This window comes from Companilactobacillus sp. HBUAS59699 (genome assembly GCF_036913575.1).
Lineage (GTDB): Bacteria > Bacillota > Bacilli > Lactobacillales > Lactobacillaceae > Companilactobacillus.
In genome coordinates, this window is the sequence record NZ_JAYKTV010000001.1 from 673046 (window position 1) to 691058 (window position 18013).

The 18013-nt window shown below is 36.4% G+C and carries 18 protein-coding genes and 1 tRNA gene; 5 read left to right on the forward strand and 14 right to left on the reverse strand.

What is annotated here, in order from left to right; translation table 11 throughout:
* Positions 1-4: 4 nt before the first annotated feature.
* From atpH to U8519_RS03425, 9 genes are all read right to left on the reverse strand, one after another.
* Positions 5-553 carry an ATP synthase F1 subunit delta gene (gene atpH / locus U8519_RS03385; RefSeq protein WP_334328912.1) on the reverse strand — a complete coding sequence of 183 codons (549 nt, stop codon included), beginning with the start codon at positions 551-553 and terminating at the stop codon, positions 5-7.
* A complete protein-coding gene (gene atpF, locus U8519_RS03390; protein WP_442892119.1) occupies positions 540-1013 on the reverse strand; it encodes a F0F1 ATP synthase subunit B in 474 nt (157 codons plus the stop codon). Before atpF ends, atpH begins: the two co-directional genes overlap by 14 nt.
* A gap of 125 nt (positions 1014-1138) precedes the next feature.
* On the reverse strand, positions 1139-1351 hold the full coding sequence (atpE, locus tag U8519_RS03395) for a F0F1 ATP synthase subunit C (RefSeq protein ID WP_025024264.1): 213 nt from the start codon (positions 1349-1351) through the stop codon (positions 1139-1141).
* Between the two features lie 24 nt (positions 1352-1375).
* Complete coding sequence (gene atpB / locus U8519_RS03400; protein ID WP_125568594.1) at positions 1376-2086, reverse strand: F0F1 ATP synthase subunit A; 711 nt, start codon at positions 2084-2086, stop codon at positions 1376-1378.
* A 90-nt stretch (positions 2087-2176) separates the two neighbouring features.
* Entirely contained in the window at positions 2177-2806 is a 630-nt protein-coding gene (upp, locus tag U8519_RS03405) for a uracil phosphoribosyltransferase (protein WP_334328914.1), read from the reverse strand.
* A gap of 44 nt (positions 2807-2850) precedes the next feature.
* On the reverse strand, positions 2851-3861 hold the full coding sequence (locus U8519_RS03410; protein ID WP_334328915.1) for an L-threonylcarbamoyladenylate synthase: 1011 nt from the start codon (positions 3859-3861) through the stop codon (positions 2851-2853).
* 3 nt (positions 3862-3864) lie between these two features.
* Complete coding sequence (gene prmC / locus U8519_RS03415) at positions 3865-4749, reverse strand: peptide chain release factor N(5)-glutamine methyltransferase (RefSeq protein WP_334328916.1); 885 nt, start codon at positions 4747-4749, stop codon at positions 3865-3867.
* Entirely contained in the window at positions 4694-5791 is a 1098-nt protein-coding gene (gene prfA / locus U8519_RS03420) for a peptide chain release factor 1 (RefSeq protein ID WP_334328917.1), read from the reverse strand. Before prfA ends, prmC begins: the two co-directional genes overlap by 56 nt.
* 18 nt (positions 5792-5809) lie before the next feature.
* Positions 5810-6391, reverse strand: coding sequence for a thymidine kinase (locus tag U8519_RS03425; protein ID WP_334328918.1), 582 nt, complete (start codon positions 6389-6391; stop codon positions 5810-5812).
* A gap of 151 nt (positions 6392-6542) precedes the next feature.
* Here U8519_RS03425 and U8519_RS03430 point away from each other — a divergent pair, with 151 nt between their 5' ends.
* Positions 6543-7880: a Mur ligase family protein gene (locus U8519_RS03430; RefSeq protein ID WP_334328919.1), complete on the forward strand. Its 1338-nt coding sequence runs from the start codon at positions 6543-6545 to the stop codon at positions 7878-7880.
* 25 nt (positions 7881-7905) lie between these two features.
* Here the strand turns inward: U8519_RS03430 and U8519_RS03435 are convergent, their stop codons facing one another.
* From U8519_RS03435 to U8519_RS03445, 3 genes are all read right to left on the reverse strand, one after another.
* Positions 7906-8889, reverse strand: coding sequence for a serine hydrolase domain-containing protein (locus U8519_RS03435; RefSeq protein ID WP_334328920.1), 984 nt, complete (start codon positions 8887-8889; stop codon positions 7906-7908).
* A 95-nt stretch (positions 8890-8984) separates the two neighbouring features.
* Positions 8985-10862, reverse strand: coding sequence for an ABC transporter ATP-binding protein (locus U8519_RS03440; RefSeq protein ID WP_334328921.1), 1878 nt, complete (start codon positions 10860-10862; stop codon positions 8985-8987).
* Complete coding sequence (locus U8519_RS03445) at positions 10862-12583, reverse strand: ABC transporter ATP-binding protein (protein WP_334328922.1); 1722 nt, start codon at positions 12581-12583, stop codon at positions 10862-10864. The genes U8519_RS03440 and U8519_RS03445 overlap by 1 nt, the downstream gene beginning before the upstream one ends.
* Before the next feature lie 93 nt (positions 12584-12676).
* On the opposite strand from U8519_RS03445, the gene U8519_RS03450 reads away from it, so the two are divergent.
* The 4 genes from U8519_RS03450 (at position 12677) to U8519_RS03465 (ending at position 15855) form a co-directional block, all read left to right on the forward strand.
* Positions 12677-13354: a CPBP family intramembrane glutamic endopeptidase gene (locus U8519_RS03450; RefSeq protein ID WP_334328923.1), complete on the forward strand. Its 678-nt coding sequence runs from the start codon at positions 12677-12679 to the stop codon at positions 13352-13354.
* On the forward strand, positions 13354-13566 hold the full coding sequence (locus U8519_RS03455) for a hypothetical protein (protein WP_334328924.1): 213 nt from the start codon (positions 13354-13356) through the stop codon (positions 13564-13566). The genes U8519_RS03450 and U8519_RS03455 overlap by 1 nt, the downstream gene beginning before the upstream one ends.
* A gap of 175 nt (positions 13567-13741) precedes the next feature.
* Positions 13742-14422 (forward strand): Ltp family lipoprotein, encoded by a 681-nt coding sequence (locus U8519_RS03460; protein WP_334328925.1) that lies wholly within the window; start codon positions 13742-13744, stop codon positions 14420-14422.
* A gap of 260 nt (positions 14423-14682) precedes the next feature.
* Complete coding sequence (locus U8519_RS03465; protein ID WP_334328926.1) at positions 14683-15855, forward strand: Ig-like domain-containing protein; 1173 nt, start codon at positions 14683-14685, stop codon at positions 15853-15855.
* A 244-nt stretch (positions 15856-16099) separates the two neighbouring features.
* On the opposite strand, the gene U8519_RS03470 is transcribed toward U8519_RS03465, so the two are convergent.
* Together U8519_RS03470 and U8519_RS03475 are read right to left on the reverse strand one after the other, a co-directional pair.
* A tRNA-Glu gene (locus U8519_RS03470) sits at positions 16100-16172 on the reverse strand.
* A gap of 66 nt (positions 16173-16238) precedes the next feature.
* Positions 16239-18002 (reverse strand): hypothetical protein, encoded by a 1764-nt coding sequence (locus U8519_RS03475; RefSeq protein WP_334328927.1) that lies wholly within the window; start codon positions 18000-18002, stop codon positions 16239-16241.
* Positions 18003-18013 lie beyond the last annotated feature (11 nt).

Consider the following 18013-nt stretch of genomic DNA (forward strand, 5'->3'; position numbering starts at 1 on the left):
CGACTTATTTGTTAACCAATAGCATATGTTTAATGTCGTTAAATCTCTTAACGACACTTCCATCTATAACTTGATCACCAACACGGATAATAATCCCACCGATGATGGATGGATCTACTATTTTCGTTAAATTTACTTTATTTACTGAAAATCTATCTTTAACCACAGACTTTAACTTTGCTTCTTGATCTGCATCTAATTCAACAACTGACTTCACTGTAACTTCTACGATACCATTATCAGAATCATATCGTTTGATAAAAGCATCAGCAATATCATCAACGTTGCTGAGTCGATCACGATCAAAAAGCATGCTGATAAAATCTTGAACTAACTCACTGTGTCCAGATTTTAAAGTATCTACGATCTTTAATTTTTCAGTGCGAGAAATTGAACGTCCTGAAAAAGCAATATTTAAACCAGGATTTTCTGAAAACACTGTTGCAAGAGATTTGATCTCTTCCAAAGTATCATCAACTGAATCTTGCTCTTGTGCTACTTCATAAAGCGCTCTACTGTAACGTTTTCCCACTTGGAATTTACTTAGTTTCATTGTTTACAGTCAACTCCTTAATATAAGAGTCGATCAGTGACTTTTGGTCATTTGCATTAAGCTCCTTGGCAATAACTTTTGAGGCTACTTCCAAAGACAAGCTGGCGATGTCATTTTGTGCATCGCTCATAGCTTCTTGCTTAGCTCGTTCAGCATCTGACTTAGCTTTTTGTCTTACTGATTCTGCTTCACTATGGGCATCGGCCATGATGGATTTCTTTTGATCTTCTCCATTTTCCTTGGCCTTATTAACGATGTCGATAGCTTCAGCACGTGAATTCTTAAGTGCTTCTTCACGTTCCTTCGCAAGCTTGTCAGCACGTGCACGTTCTTGATCAGCGTAATCCAGATCACCGGATATCTTCTCTGATCTAGCATCCATCATTTTTGTGACAGGACCCCATGCAAATTTCTTAACAAGTGCAGTAAGAAGGACGAATGAGATAAGAATAAAAAGCATGTCACCCAAAGCTAATTTACCTGCTCCAAGCACTAATAAACTTGCCAATATTCTCCACTCCTTCCTTTCCTATAAAACATAAAAAGGCGACTTATTTTATTATCGCCGAATCAATACTGTATGTATTATACGAAAAGAATAACGAATGCAATAGCGATGGCGATGATAGGAACAGCTTCGATCAAACCAACACCGATGAACATTGTAGCTCTCAAGTCACCAGAAATTTCTGGTTGACGAGCCATACTTTCCATTGTCTTTGAGATAACAAGTCCGTTACCAATAGATGCTCCAAGAGCTGCAAAACTAGCTGCAATAGCTGCCGCGATTTCTTTCATGATTTAAAATTCCTCCAATAAAAATTATTCTTGTTCCAGTTTACGTGAAATATAAACCATTGATAATGTGGTAAATACATACGCTTGGATGGCTCCAATAAAGACTGAAAAGCCTTGCCAAATCATTTCCAGTGGTAAAGCGACCACGAGTGAAACAACTCCAAAACTCTTAGCAACAGTTCCAATAAGTGCAAGAAGTACTTCACCGGCAAAAATATTACCGTAAAGACGTAGTGATAACGTCAAGAAGTTAGTGAACTCTTCTAGAATATTTATTGGTAACAAGAAACCTACGGGTTTTACGTAGTTGCTTACATAACCGCCAAATCCAAACTTCTTCACTGAATAATAATGTGAGATCAGTAACGATATCAAGGCAAGTGCCATGGTTACCATTGGATTCGTCGTAGGAGATTTAATATAAGTATAACCACCTACTTTAACTTGGAATATTAATCCCAGTTGGTTTGCAAAGAATACGAATGTAAACAATACAAAAGCATACAATCCGAATTGTTTGACCGCTGCATCAGGCATCAACGACTTAATAATATTATTTGTAAAATCAATAATCCATTCAAGTACGTTTTGAGCCTTACCAGGTCTCATCGTAACCTTACGAGATAACGAGTAGACGAAGACAAATACAATTATAGCGGAGATCAATGCTGACAAGTCATTAGCAACATTGAATCTCAAACCTAAGAAATCAATAAACTTATATTTATCATCCAATAATACCCCCCCCTTTCTTCGCTTATTGAAAACAATTGATACCACAAAATAATAACACTTCTAAAAATATATTCAAACAATGTTTTTATTTTATTTAGTACCAAATAATCTATCACCAGCATCACCTAAACCAGGGAAGATATAGCCGCTATCGGTAATTCTCTCGTCAAGTGAAGCAGCGTAAATGTCTACATCAGGGTGAGCTTCTTGAACAGCCTTAACACCTTCTGGGGCAGCAACTAGAACTACTAGACGCATGTGTTTTGCTCCACGTTTTTTAAGTGCTTCAATGGCCATATTTGCTGAACCACCAGTAGCTAACATTGGGTCAACGATGAACAATTCACGTTCATCAATATCACTAGGTAATTTTACAAAATATTCGTGAGGTTGAAGTGTCTTTTCGTCACGATACATACCGATATGACCTACTTTGGCAGCAGGAATTAGTTCTAGAACACCGTCAACCATGCCCAATCCGGCACGAAGAATAGGAATAACAGCCAGCTTCTTACCAGCAAGTACCTTTTGTGTAGATTTACCCATTGGAGTTTCAATTTCGATATCTTTCAATGGCAAGTCCCTAGTAATTTCATAAACCATCAATTCACCAATTTCGTTGGCAACTTCACGGAATACCTTAGTTCCTGTGTGTTTGTTTCTGATAATTGTTAACTTATGTTGAATCAATGGGTGATTTAGTACTTGAAATTTAGACATTTTGTAACTCTCCTTTTTTTATTGGCTTTTTTATAGCCATTTTATTACTTAGTGAAATGTTTTTGACCGGCAGATTTGTTCAAACGGTTTCTATATGCCTCGCCATGATCCGCATCTGGGAATCCTTGTGCAAGGATGTATTCGACACCTTTACCGTCTAATCCACGCAAACCGGCAAATAATTCTTTAGATGCACTGTAAATATCATTGCCTAATGAGAACTTAATAAAATTATCCTCATCAGCAATTGTAGACAAAATGTCATCTGTTGCCATAATACCTAATTTTTTGTCACCGTACATAGATACGGCGTCAGAGAAATCTTCAGTCTTATCGACAATAACGACTTGTGCGCTTGGTGCATAATGCTTGTATTTCATCCCTGGAGCCTTTGGAGTCTCCCCAGCGGCCACTTTATGATGATCGCTATTAACATTATCTAATACTTGCAACAAATCCTCTACAGTTATCATCCCTGGACGCAAGACAGCTGGTATAGCTGTTGAAAGATCAATAACAGTCGATTCCACACCGATCTTAGTAGGTCCATCGTCCAAAATAGCCGAGATTTTACCATTTAGATCATGATAAACGTGCTTAGCCAAAGTTGGACTTGGTTTACCACTTGTGTTGGCAGATGGTCCAACGATCGGTTTACCAAATGTCTCAATAAGACTCAATGTCGTCTTGTTATTAGGCATTCTAAAAGCAGCAGTGGTTAAACCACCTGTTACTTCTTTAGACAATGCACCAGCTTGGATAGGCATAATGATGGTTAATGGGCCTGGCCAAAACTTGTTCATCAGCTTCTCTGCCACTGGCTTATAACTAGTATCTGCATACTTCCAAACCATCTCTGGACTAGATACGTGGACGATCAAAGGATTGTCGCTAGGACGACCCTTAGCAGCGTATACGTCCTTCACAACATCTGGACGTGTAGCGTCAGCGCCAAGACCATATACAGTCTCAGTTGGAAACGCCACAAGCTTACCATCGGCAAGAAACTTTACCGCTTCCGCTATTTGCGTATTTTTTAATATCTCTGTCTCCAAAATCTATACCCTCTCCTTTTCAGCTTTAAGATATCGATAATTGCCGCTCATATCCTTATGAAATTCTACATTATACTCAGGCATATTTTTAGCAAAAATTTCTTCCAAAGCAGATTTTTGGTGATAACCGAACTCCATATACAAAATGCCATCGTCACTTAGGTAATCGTCAGCATTTTGCGATATGTCTTGATAAAATTCTAATCCATTTTCTTCTCCATATAAAGCCAAATCCGGTTCATATTTGATAACACTTTGATCCATGACCTTTTTTTCTGCTTGAGAAATATATGGTGGATTAGAAACAATAATATCGAACGGTTCTGGTTTGACGTTCTGAAACAAATCGCTTTGTTTCAAAAAGACGTTATTAGTCTGATAATTATCAGCATTCAGCTGAGCGATTTTCAGTGCTCCCTCAGAAATATCAGTCGCTAAAATATCATCATCTGGAAACTCCAAAGCTAGACTTATTGCAATAACACCAGAACCAGTTCCAATATCCCAAATATTTTTAGTTCTCCCGTCATGATCATCAATGATTTTTTGAACCATTTCTTCAGTTTCCTGACGAGGGATCAAAGTATCCTGACTGACAGTAAAACTCTTATTCATAAAATACCCATAACCTAAGATGTATTGCACTGGTTCATCCATCCCTAATCTAACCACACCATCACGAAATTGACGCATAATTTTACTAGGAACCGGATCATTTCGGTGTAGCTGCAACTGTGTGTAGTTGAAACCAGTCAATTCTTCCATCAGATATTCAGCATCTTCTGGATATTTGTCTTGCTGTTTTAGCATTAAAAAAGCCCTTTTCAGGGCACTAGAATAACTTAGTCTCTCCACTTTGAATTTGCTCCAATTTTTGAGTTTGATCATTAACAATCAAGGCATCGATGATTTCATCTAATTCACCATTCATAATGCGGTCTAGTTTGTTTAATGATAATCCAATTCGGTGATCAGTCACACGATTTTGTGGATAGTTGTAAGTTCTGATTCGTTCGGAACGATCTCCGGTACCAACAGCTGATTTACGCTTTTCATCATATTCACTTTGGTTCTCTGATTCATAGTAATCATAAACACGTGATTTCAAAATTTGCATAGCTTTTTCACGGTTTTGTTGTTGTGAACGTTGGTCTTGCATGGCAACAACAATACCAGTTGGTAAATGGGTCATACGAACAGCAGATGATGTCTTATTGATATGCTGCCCACCAGCACCAGATGAACGATAAACATCTGTACGGATATCCTTAGGATCGATATCAATATCAACTTCATCATATTCAGGCATAACTGCGACAGTTGCGGTTGAAGTATGAACACGACCAGCAGACTCAGTAGCTGGAATACGTTGAACACGGTGTGCCCCGTTCTCATACTTCAATTTAGAATAAACACGACTACCTGTGATCATTACAGCGACATCTTTATAGCCGCCGACCTCAGTCGAGTTTTCATCAATAATATCGAAGTTCCAGCCTTGTTTTTCAGCATATTTACTGTACATGCTCAAAAGATCAGCTGCGAATAAACTAGCTTCATCACCACCAGCAGCTCCGCGGATCTCCATAATGATATTCTTGTCATCATTAGGATCCTTAGGAAGCATCAGTAATGTAATTTCATGCTCTAGTTTTTCAGCCTCTTCCTTAGATGAATTCATTTCGTCTTTTGCCATAGCTTGCATTTCAGGATCATCAGTCTCACGCATGATCTCATCACTATCGGAAATGCTCTTTTGTAATTCTTTGTAACGGTTATATGCTTTAACAACGTCACGCATATCAGCTTCTTCTTTTGAATAGGCCATATAACGCTTTGTATCATTAATGACTTCAGGATCACTCATTAATTCTTGTAGTTCGGCATATCTTTCAACTAGTGTTTCAAGTTGTTCTAGTATTTTGTCCAATTAATTTATTTTCCTTTCTTAATTATTATTTATCAATGGAGGATGATTATAATGACGGCGACATACTGGATAATATGCTTCATTGCCACCGATCGATACTTGCGCACCCTCATATACAGGCTTGCCATCAGAGACACGCATATTCATCGTTGCTTTCTTAGTACAGAACCAACAAATAGTTTTCATTTCTTCCAACTTATCAGCGTACAACAACAAATACTTCGTTCCTTCAAACAATTCATTCTTGAAGTCATTCTTCAAGCCGAATGCCATAACTGGTATTCCAAGATCATCTACAACTTGAGTTGCTTCTAAAACTTGAGCCTTATTCATGAATTGACACTCATCGATCAATACACAAGCTGCATCAGGATTCTCACCCTTAACAATATCATAAATATTCGAGTCTTTCTTCAATGCGATTGCATCTCTAGTCAAACCCATTCGACTTTTTATTTTACCAGTTCCTGATCGAGTGTCCAAAATACTCGTCATCAGAATAACTGACTTACCTTGTTCTTCATAGTTATGTGCTACCTTCAAAATCTCAATCGATTTTCCACTATTCATAGCACCATACTTAAAAAATAATTGCGCCAATACTCTGCCTCCAAATTTACGTCCTTGAAGATTATAACTAAAAAAATGGCGCTTGAACATATTAAACATTGACTAAATTGAATCAAAATCAGATAAAATGTAAATTAGTTGTGATAATATATTTTTAATACAAACTAATTGGGGTTTTAAAATGACATTTAAATCAAGCATTGCAACACTTACTGGAAAAACATCTTATTTCATTCTGAGTAAGTTCTTTAACGGTGGATCTTCATATCCAGGAAAGATTGCTTATAAAATCGATCCAGATATTTTAAAAAGTCTCGGTAAAAACTACGACTTAGTTATCGTGACTGGTACTAATGGTAAAACTCTAACAACTTCACTGATCAACAAAATGGTCACACAAAAGTACGATGATGTTTTAACCAACCCAACTGGATCAAATATGATTCAAGGTATTGTTACTAGTTTTGTTACACATCACAAGAAGAGTAAGCGTCCATTAGCCGTTCTGGAAGTTGATGAAGCTAACGTTGAGATCATTTGTAAGTATATTAAGCCAAAGTACTTTGTTCTTACGAATATTTTCCGTGATCAAATGGATCGTTATGGTGAAATCTACACTACTTATCAAAAAATCCTTAACGGAATCAAATTAGCACCTGAAGCAACAATTATCGCTAATGGTGATGCAGCTATCTTTTCTTCAAAGGATCTGCCCAACAAAGTTGTTTATTATGGCTTCTCTAGTAAAGGTCATGAGAACGACGATATCAAAGCACCAACTAATACAGATGGTGTCTTGTGTCCTAAATGCAACCACATCATGCACTATCATACGATCTCTTATGCTAATTTAGGCAGTTATTTCTGTCCTAACTGTGGATTCAAACAAAACGAGCTTAAATATCAAGTTACTGACATCAAAACTCTGTTACCAAACAAGACTGAATTTGAAATCGATGGTCATCCTTTCACAATGAATATCGGTGGTAAATATAACATCTACAACGCCCTGGCTGCCTTTGCAATCGCATCTGAAATGGGCATTAGCGTCGAACAAATGAGAAAGGCCTTCTCATATGACGAAAAAGTCTTCGGTCGCCAAGAAACAATCGCCGTTGATGATAAAGACGTCAACATTATCTTAGTCAAGAATCCTGTCGGTCTTAATCAAGTTATTGAAACTATCCTAAGTGATAAGTCCGATTACTCATTGGCCTTCTTATTAAATGCCAACTATGCCGATGGTATCGATACTAGTTGGATCTGGGACGCTAATTTTGAAGACTTCGATTACGATCAAATTCCACTAGTCATCACTGGTGGTAAACGTGTCAAGGACGTCACTTATCGTTTTAAGATTGCTGGCTTAGATATGAAAAAGAACATCGAAACAGTTGAAATCGAAGATTTTGTTAAGCAAATTCCTAATATTCCAACTAAAAAAATCTACGTTCTTGCAACATATACAGCTATGTTAGGACTTAGAAAAGTCCTCAATGATAATGGATATATTAAATAAAGCGAAGCCAATGGCTTCGCTTTATTTATTTGCTTTCGTTAATAAAACTGTCTAATATCGTCTGACGACGTTCCAAAAAGATTTGATTGTGTTCAATTGGATGTACTCGATTAGTCAAAACTACCATTGCATTCTGATGAATATAATCCAACGCAATAAAATGCCCAGTGTAACCAGTATGAAACAAAATATTACCAGGTTTGATATCCCACCCCAGTGAACGTCCCGGGTTCAAATCAGTAAAATTCTTGTATAAGAACTTATAATCCTTTTTTAACATTGCTCTAGAAAATTGCATTACGTCGATCAAGCTTGAAAACATACCTGCAGATCCGCAATGTTTGCCCAACTGGCGCGCTTTGGGATCATTTGGTATACCAGTAAGCATTTCTCCATTAACCTCATAGGTAGGAGTACAACGCTTGATATCAGGTGTAAACGTCGTATCAGTCAGATTCCAAGTATTACGTACAAAGTCCTCAAGTACTTCTTGGACTGGTTTGTTATAAATCTTTTCAATGATCAATCCTAAAAAGATCATGCCCGTGTCCGTATAGACAACTTTTTTATTGAAATTATCAGTCACTGGTAACTTCAGTAAAGCCTCGATCAATTGTTGATCATTTAAACTATCACGGTTGGGAATATAACCAGCGATACCAGAAGTATGAGTTAGTAAGTGAAATATTTCTACTCGGTCATCTTTAAATTGTGACAAATATTTTTTGATTGGATCATGTAAGCTTATTTTTTTCTCGTCAATCAACTTCAAAATCACTGGAACAGTCCCCATGATTTTTGTTAAAGATGCTAGATCATACAATTCATTACCTTGAAGAGGTGTGATCTCAGGGATCCATGATTTACTACCAGCATAGTTGGATTCATCATAACTCGTTTGTATATCATTCTTGCCTTGATTACTGATGAAACCATAACTAACACCCGGTACAACTTGTTGATTCACTAGATCCAAAATTTGTGCTTCTGTTTGTTGAAATTTTTTCATGCCATTATCTCCATGATTGTTAATGCTTCAATTGTATCGTAAAAATAGTCCTCTAACACAAAAAAATCCCGACACTGTTGTGTTGGGATTTTTGATTACATTGCCACATTTCCGGCAAATTGTGAGTTATAAAGATCAGCATAGAAACCATTCTTAGCCATCAATTCTTCATGATTTCCGGTTTCAATAATTGAACCGTGATTCATAACGATGATGCTATCTGCGTCTCTAATTGTTGACAATCTATGCGCAACAACGAAACTAGTTCTATTCTTAAGTAATCTTTCCATAGCATGTTGAATATGAACTTCAGTTCTTGTATCAACTGAAGAAGTGGCCTCATCAAGTATCAATATTTCAGGATCAGCCACGAAGGCTCTGGCAATTGTTATTAATTGTCTTTGTCCTTGGGAAATATTCGATGCCTCTTCATTTAGAACTGTATCGTATCCATCTGGAAGCTGTCTAACGAAGTTGTCAACGTGGGCTGCTTTGGCAGCTGTGATGATCTCTTCTTTGGTTGCATTCTCGTTACTATACTTCAAATTATCATAAATCGATCCAGTGAAGAGCCATGTATCCTGAAGAACCATCGCATAGTGACTTCTGACCTCTTCACGAGTCATATTTCTAACGTCTTTTCCGTTGATCTTAACAGAACCACCGCTAACATCATAGAAGCGTTCAAGTAAGTTGATGATAGTAGTTTTACCAGCACCAGTTGGTCCAACAATAGCTACCATTTCACCTGGTTTAACGTGCAAATTATAGTCCTCAAGTAAGATCGGCTTACCTTCATAACCAAATTTAACGTGATCCAAAGTAACCTTATCGTCAGTTTCTACATCTGGAACATCGACTTTATCATTGTTCATCTCAGGTTCATCGATGATTTCAAAAATACGTTCTGCTGAAGCGATAGTTGCTTGAATAGTATTGGTCAAGTTAGCAAGTTGTGAAATTGGTTGTGAGAACTGATTCATGTATTGTAGGAACGCTTGGATATCACCAAGTGGTAAATTACCATTGGCTACGGAAATACCACCGTACATGGCTACAAAAACATAACCTAAGTTATTTAAGAATGTCATCAAAGGCATAACGATACCAGAGATCATTTGAGCCTTCCAAGAAGCCTTGTATAACTTTTCGTTTTCATTTTCAAAAACTTCGATCGAATCCCCTTCGTGATTAAAACTCTTAACCACAACGTGTCCAGCATAATTCTCTTCAACTTGATTATTTAACAAACCAAGTGACTTCTGTTGTCTCTTAAAGAACTTCTGTGACTGTGGTGCAATCACACCAACAACTAACAAACTGACTGGGATAGTTGCTAGAGCAATCAAAGTTAACTTCCAACTAATAGTGAACATCATCCACAAAACACCGATGAAAGTAACCGTACTAGTTACCACTTGGGTAACACTCTGTTGCAAAGTACCGGCGATATTATCCATATCATTGATCGCACGTGACATAATATCACCGTTAGAATGTGAATCGTAATAACTGATCGGCAAACGTTCCATCTTAGACTTCAAATCACGTCTTAACTTATAAACTGTCTTCTGTGAAATACGAGTCATAGTAAACTGTTGTAAAAATGTAAATAAAGCTGAAGCTAAATACATCAACATAACGATCAAAATAATGTGTTCGATCTTAGTAAAGTTGATTGGTAATTGGCTGACTTGAATACCGGCTTTTTGTTGAGCAGCACCAGTCATAACACCTTTATAAATCTCAGTAGTAGCTTCACCCAAGATCTTAGGAGTTCTGATTTGGAAAATAGCCGAAGCAACTGCCAAGATCAAAACAATAGCAATCCCAACAACATACGAAGACATGTACTTAGCTAATCTTCCTGTTGTCTTCCAAAAATTCTTTGGCTTCACAACTAAGCCTGGTCCATGGCCACCAGGACCGTGGCCGCCAGTTGGTTGTGGAGCTTTAGTATCTTCTTTAGCCATTACTTAGCCTCCTTAATTTGAGACTCGATAATTTCTTGATAAGTCTTATTATTTTCTTTCAATTCCTCATGAGTACCTAATCCGACCATCTTACCGTCATCAAGAACAACGATTTGATCAGCATCGGCAACTGTTGAGATTCTTTGACCAACAATAACAACTACACTCTTACTGATTTTTTTGTCAGCTTTTAGAGCGGTTCTTAAGTTTAAGTCAGTCTTGAAATCAAGAGCTGAGAAGGAATCATCAAAGACATAGATCGAAGCATCTTTGACAAGCGCACGGGCAATTGCCAAACGTTGCTTCTGACCACCAGAGAAGTTATCTCCACCTTGTTCAACGATTGCGTCCAATTGACCATCTAATTCCTTAACGAAATCAGCTGCCTGAGCAACCTCAAGAGCATGCCAGATTTCGTCATCAGTAGCTCCGTCCTTACCATAAGTCATATTGCTCCTAATAGTTCCCTTGAACAAAATAGCCTTTTGAGGAACCATGGCAACTTTTTCATTGATATCTTCCGTACTCAATGCCTTAACATCAGTACCATTCAAACTGACAACACCAGTTTCAGAATCAAAGAATCTAGGTATCATATTGATCAAAGTACTCTTACCTGATCCAGTACCACCGATGATTGCCAAAGTCTGACCAGCCTCAACTTTGAAATTCAAATTAGATAGTGCTAAGTTCTCAGCACCGTCATATCGGAAGTTAACATCACTGAATCCTAGTGATGGTTCATCTTTTACTTTGGCTGGCTTAGCGACTGTATCAATTGTACTTTCAGTAGCGAAAACTTCTTGGATACGTGCAGCTGATGCAGAAGCACGAGGAACAAATACGAATACTAATGACAAGATCATAAAACTCATTAGTATTTGCATTGCATATGTCATGAAGGCAATTAAGTTACCAACTTGCATAGATTGGTTAGCGATGTACTTGGCACCTAACCATGTGATTCCTACATTAGTTCCACTCATAACCAATGTAACGATTGGGAACATCAATGCTACAATAGTAAATACCTTGATGGCATTGTTTGTATAATCAGCATTAGCACCCTTGAAACGCTCTTGTTCAAACGCATCTTGGCGGAATGCTCTGATAACACGAACTCCAGTCAATCCTTCACGGAAGATCAGGTTCAATCTATCAGTCTTTTTCTGCATTGCTTTGAACAATGGCACAGCAAAAAACATGACAAGACCAACTAAGACAATCAGAATAGGAATTGAAATCAAGAAGATCTTAGTCATTTCCGCATTCTTTTGATAAGCCATGATACTTGCACCTATCAACATAATTGGTGCCATGATCATCATACGAAGCATCATGATCATAACATTTTGAATTTGAATAACATCATTAGTCGTTCTAGTAGTTAAGGATGATGTATCAAATTTATCAAACTCATCATTAGTGAAGAATAATATCTTTCTAAATAAATCAGATCTCAATTTGCGACCCAGGCCTTGTGATGCCTGAGCAGCCATCAAAACATTACCAACGGCCGCAATAACACTGACAATTGAAATCAAGACCATTTTTATACCGGCATGTATAATATAATTAGTGTTACCGGTTGAAACACCGTTGTTAACAATGTCAGATGTGATGTTTGGCAGATACAACGTGGTAATTACTTGAATAGTCATAAATAAAACCGCACCAAGTACTTGCCAGAGGTTGATCCTGCCACGAGCAATCTTAAACAATCCATTCACTCCTTTATAAAAAACTCATTATAGTATTAAAGCACTTATTTAATCAAAATACTAATAATAATTATCAACAAGGTGGTCTCCCCATTGAATAATAAAACTAATACTCTAAATCCGATCAAGGGACTGTTTCGTATTATAGCATTTATATTGCTATTTTTAGCAGAACAAATTCCATTAAGTATACTTACTCTCACCAAAAAAGATCTAGGTGCAAAATATGCAAGCTATTTAAAAATTGCTCCAATAGTCACATTAGTCCTACTTGCGATCGTTGCAGCAATTCTGTATTTTGTGTTCAAACGAGTTCAAAAATTTAAAACCGTCAAATTTAATAAATCCACATGGCTTATCATAATCATCGCATCAATCTTAGTATTTGCAGTAAATCTAATTACCGTACCAATGATGAAAACAACCAACGATAACGTGGCAGCCCTCGAATTAATTGCTAAGAATAACATGCTTATTCTAGTCTTTTTTACAATCGTTGTCGCTCCCATATTAGAAGAAATACTTTTTAGAGGAATATTCATGAATTGGTTTTTCGTTAATAATCCCCTAGTATCAGTAGTGTTGAGCGGTATTATCTTCGGCTATGTCCACGCTCCCTTCTCTCCTAGTACCGACTGGATCTATGCACTATCCAAAGTCCTATTGGGAATAATTCTCGCAGCAGTGTACTCACGTACCAAAAATATTAAGGCAAACATTACTGTTCATTTCTTGAACAATTTTCTTGCCATTTTAGCAGGCTTATTATAATGAAAGAACACGATCGTAAAAAATTAAATGATGCTTATCAAAGTGTCTTGAGAAAAATAGTTATCTGGGGAGTATTGTCGATGTTATTATTGGCAACTTCCAAAGTCACCGGTTGGATAATCATGGAATTTGCTGGACTCGCCAGCGTGGTTTATACAATTGTACTAGTTGGTGTTTTATTCTATATAGCATTTATTAAAAGTCGTCAGTAGTGACGGCTTTTTTGATTATTTAAGTATTTTTTAGAAAGCGATTACATGATAATATTAATAATATACTATGTTCTAACACAAGATTAGTGACTTTGGGGAAATTAATTATTAAATAATCATGTCCAAATACTGATTGACACAAAAAGCTGAATATATTGTTGCAGGGGGAAATATTATGTCCAGAAGTAAAAATAGGGAAAAAATAAAGAAGCCATTTTATAAAAAAATATGGTTTTGGATTGTAGTTATTATTCTTATTGGTATTTTTAATATGTCTAATAGTGGCAGTGATGACAATAAAACTGCTTCCAAATCAGATAATACAAAAGTTAGCAAAGTAAAAAAATCAGATGATGCTACAAAATCTAGCAGTGATGAATCAGCAAAAAAAGATAACGTACCTACTGAATATAAATCTGCACTAAGAAAAGCGGAAACATACTCAAACGCAATGTACATGTCAAAACAAGGAATTTATGATCAGTTAACTTCTGATGCTGGTGAACAGTTCTCAGCAGAAGCTGGCCAATATGCTGTAGATAATTTGAAAGCTGATTACAATAAGAATGCTCTCAAAAAAGGCACAACGTATGCTAAAGAAATGTATATGTCCAAACAAGGTATTTACAATCAATTAGTGTCTCAAAGCGGTGAACAGTTTACAGCTGAAGAGGCACAATATGCCGTGGACAATATAAAAGTTAATTATAATAAAAATGCTTTAGAAAAAGCCAAAAGTTATCAAGATGATATGGCTATGTCACCTGATGCCATTAAAGACCAATTAACTGCATCTGCCGGCGAACAATTCACTGAAGATGAGGCTAACTATGCCATGCAACATTTAAATGATTGATTGTTATCAAAATCACCTAATACCACTTGTAAACAAGTGGTATTTTTTTGTACATAATAGTCAATTAGATATTGAGGCATAAAAAAAGCGGTAATTTAAATGTTAATTTAACATTTTCCCTAACATCTATAATTCATATAACCTGAATAAAAAGTATGATTAATAAAATATATCAATTTAACAAATTAATAAATAATGAGTAAAATTAATGAGTTGTCTTATTAGACGTCTTTATATTTTTAACAGGGAGGATTAACGTAATGATTTTAGACATTACTTTATTAGTAGCTGGGCTAATGGTCATTGCAGGCATTATCTATTTAATAAGAAAAACATGGCAAGAACGTAGACAAGACAAAACTCACTTAAATATTATGTTTCTTCTTTCAATTGTTGTTGCCATATTCTTTATACCGGCATCTATAGGTATGATTGGTGGGGCTATTTACGATTTATCACACCCTACACCAGCACTTGCAGTAACGAATAAGCACGTGAAAATAACTGGTACTAACACTAAAGGTACATTAAAGGGAACTACCAAACCGAATTTAAAGGTCAAGCTAAAGGAGTCTGACGGAATAGATCACGTTAAAAGGACCGTTACTTCTGATTCAAAAGGTAAATTTGAATTTAGAAATTTAGATTCAAATTCTGATTTTAAACTAAACGCTATTAACGGATCCAATAAATCAAAAACAATTCATATTTCTGTTGGCGATATTCCTGATTCCGCATATACTAAGTTATCCATTGATCATTCTGATGATATAGGTGATATTAAAGTTAAACAGAATGAAAATACAGAAGCAACAATTACTGGTACAGCTTCCAAGAACGCCACTATTGAGTTAGACGATAGTAACTACGAAAAAATAAGGTCAATTCACGTGGATAACAATGGCAAGTGGTCATTAACTTTGAAGGGAACTGATACTAAAAAGAAAATTACTTATAGTGTTGTTGCACGCCATAGGGGACTACAAGAAAGCGATTCTTATGACATTACGGTAACTAATCCAAATTACACTGTACCCGTTAAGAAAGCTCCAACTCAAGGTCACGACAATGAAAATAATAAGTCTGATAGTCAAGCCACATCGGATAGTAATACACCGACTAAAGCAAATGATCAAAAATTAGATAAACAGACATTCGTTGCTGATATGAAAGCATATTTAAATAATCAATATCCAGATGTTTCGTTCAAATATTCACGTGGAATGGCTTCATTCACAGTTCCTAATGAAATATCAGCTTTGAACAAGAGAGAGAAAAAGGCCTATGTTGATCCACTCTATGACCGTATGATTACATTCTTAAGTAATGAGAATATGAATACTGTACCTACTATTCTAGTTGAAACACAAGACGGGACACCAATTGCACGTAGTGCCGTGTTCAGTTCAAGTGGTTATAAAATTTATAAATAGTAATAAAAATATCCAACACGAAGTTGGATATTTTTTATATTCAAACATAAATATATTTTATTTGAATTATGAAAGTTGTATTAAGCAAGTTATAAAAAGAATTAGCCTTATGATCATTTAAAATTGAATACCCTTTTGAATACCCCGCACTACATTTTATTACCTATTATTACTTTTAGGAAAAATAAAAAAGGCCGGTATATAAGGGTTTTACTCCTTATTACCGGTCTTTTCTTACACATCATCACCCGTATGGGAATCGAACCCATAACTCCACCTTGAGAGGGTGGCGTCTTAAACCATTTGACCAACGGGCAATCAAACAACAATTAACAGTTTACCTGTTAATATGCTGTCCTGTCAATACATTATTATTAATTTTATTACAAACTCTCATTACTAATATCTTTAACAACAACTACTGTCTTGCCATCTTTATATCCACTAAAACTAACTTCATCCCCACTCTGCACGAACATATTACGTGGATAATCTTTAATCGAAGCATAGAAGACATTCTCATTGTCGTTCATCAAAAAGGCAATTTCATTGTCATTGACTTTAACTACACGCTTCACAGTACCATTAAAATTCTGCTTCTTACCTGAATATGAGGAACTAGCCGTTCCCATATCTGCGTTAAACAAATTACGATACTTCTGCAAGGTAGATTTGGCATCAGTACCTACAGCAACTGTATCTTGTGTACCATTACCGTTTGCCAACAAATAGACATATGACATAAAAGCACCATTTTCATCGATCATTGAAACGACCCAAGTAGGTTTGCCATCGATTTGGTACAACAATGGCATATTAGCTTTCCACTGTGTCTGTTTCATCCGATTCTCAGCCAAACTGTCAGCACGATTAGGTGTCATGGCATCAGCTTCTTCTCGATAATAATACGTCTTCCCTGTCTTAGCATTAACGTACATATATCCTAAAACTGAAGTCTGTTTCTTATTATTACTTGTCATTGACGTGAAATAATAAATATTATTCTTATAAGCAATCGGTGTAAATACATCATCAGATCCTTCAGTACCTACTTTTTCGACTGACTTCATGACTCCAAGACGTGAGCCACCGAATCCGTGGGCATTCCACCAACCATTGCGCTCAGTAGCGTAAGAATAAATCTTGTCGCTAGCAATATTAGGATCGAATGTAACATCGATCCACTTAGGTTCATCACCTTGCTTGTAAACTTGAACTTTACCAGTGACTGAATCTAACACTGCAACATAAATTTTTCGATAATTTTTTCTAGTTGATAAGCCATATTGCTTATACAGAGTCTGAACATAATAAGGATGCCCTGCCTCGTTGATTTCTAATTGTGGAGCACTACCGGACATGACTAAGCCACGACCAACTATTGAAGCATATATTCTTCGACCAGCATCATGGCCAAAATAAGCTGATGGAGTATATCTCATACTCTTACGTACAAATTTTGGTTTAGCATTTTTAGACGTTGCATCGACAATAAAGTACCCTGGAACTTTCTTATAATGATTATATCTAAAGAATGATCCATCAAAGTCTAGTGGTGAAATATAGACTAACTTATCATGATAAAACTGCACACGAGCATGATTTAGCGAATAAACATTTGAATCCGGAACATTAGACAGTGAATTCTGCATTTGATTGCGCACCGTCTTATACGAGTTGACCACCGGAACTTCTTTACTCTTCGAGTTGATCACTGGCATTGGTGCAGTCTTAGTCGTTGAATTCTCGGTTACATCCGTGATATTGGCGACTGACTTCGTTGTTGCATATCCTGCAGCAATTATTACTAATATCATTATTCCCAGTGCAATCAATGAAACAACCGTTCCAACAAAAAAGTTGCCTTCGATCTTGTGAATCTCGCGTTTAGAAATAGCTACGATAACACCATGGATCGCAGCAGAAATCGCAAAAGTAAATAGATTAGCTTCAATAATAACCTTCCACGTTTGATCTGGGCCAGTGAAGTAAATGAACACTAGCGCGACTATGAACAAAACAATTTGGACAAAAACATGGAATTGTATTCGTAACTTAGAGCTATGATTCTGAACTAACGCATAGACAAATGGAATAAACGATAAAGCCGTAAATTCAAACGTTAGTAATAAAAATAATAAAAGCATCTGCATCCCCC

Bases quoted from the DNA above. Each gene is read 5' to 3' on its own strand.
- U8519_RS03460 (WP_334328925.1), top strand. From the start codon at position 13,742: ATGTCCAGAAGTAAAAATAGGGAAAAAATAAAGAAGCCATTTTATAAA.
- atpF (WP_442892119.1), bottom strand. From the start codon at position 1,013: ATGCTTTTTATTCTTATCTCATTCGTCCTTCTTACTGCACTTGTTAAG.
- prmC (WP_334328916.1), bottom strand. From the start codon at position 4,749: ATGATCAAACTCAAAAATTGGAGCAAATTCAAAGTGGAGAGACTAAGT.
- U8519_RS03435 (WP_334328920.1), bottom strand. From the start codon at position 8,889: ATGAAAAAATTTCAACAAACAGAAGCACAAATTTTGGATCTAGTGAAT.
- atpH (WP_334328912.1), bottom strand. From the start codon at position 553: ATGAAACTAAGTAAATTCCAAGTGGGAAAACGTTACAGTAGAGCGCTT.
- U8519_RS03465 (WP_334328926.1), top strand. From the start codon at position 14,683: ATGATTTTAGACATTACTTTATTAGTAGCTGGGCTAATGGTCATTGCA.
- U8519_RS03455 (WP_334328924.1), top strand. From the start codon at position 13,354: ATGAAAGAACACGATCGTAAAAAATTAAATGATGCTTATCAAAGTGTC.
- upp (WP_334328914.1), bottom strand. From the start codon at position 2,806: ATGTCTAAATTTCAAGTACTAAATCACCCATTGATTCAACATAAGTTA.
- U8519_RS03475 (WP_334328927.1), bottom strand. From the start codon at position 18,002: ATGCTTTTATTATTTTTATTACTAACGTTTGAATTTACGGCTTTATCG.
- U8519_RS03430 (WP_334328919.1), top strand. From the start codon at position 6,543: ATGACATTTAAATCAAGCATTGCAACACTTACTGGAAAAACATCTTAT.
- U8519_RS03440 (WP_334328921.1), bottom strand. From the start codon at position 10,862: ATGGCTAAAGAAGATACTAAAGCTCCACAACCAACTGGCGGCCACGGT.
- atpE (WP_025024264.1), bottom strand. From the start codon at position 1,351: ATGAAAGAAATCGCGGCAGCTATTGCAGCTAGTTTTGCAGCTCTTGGA.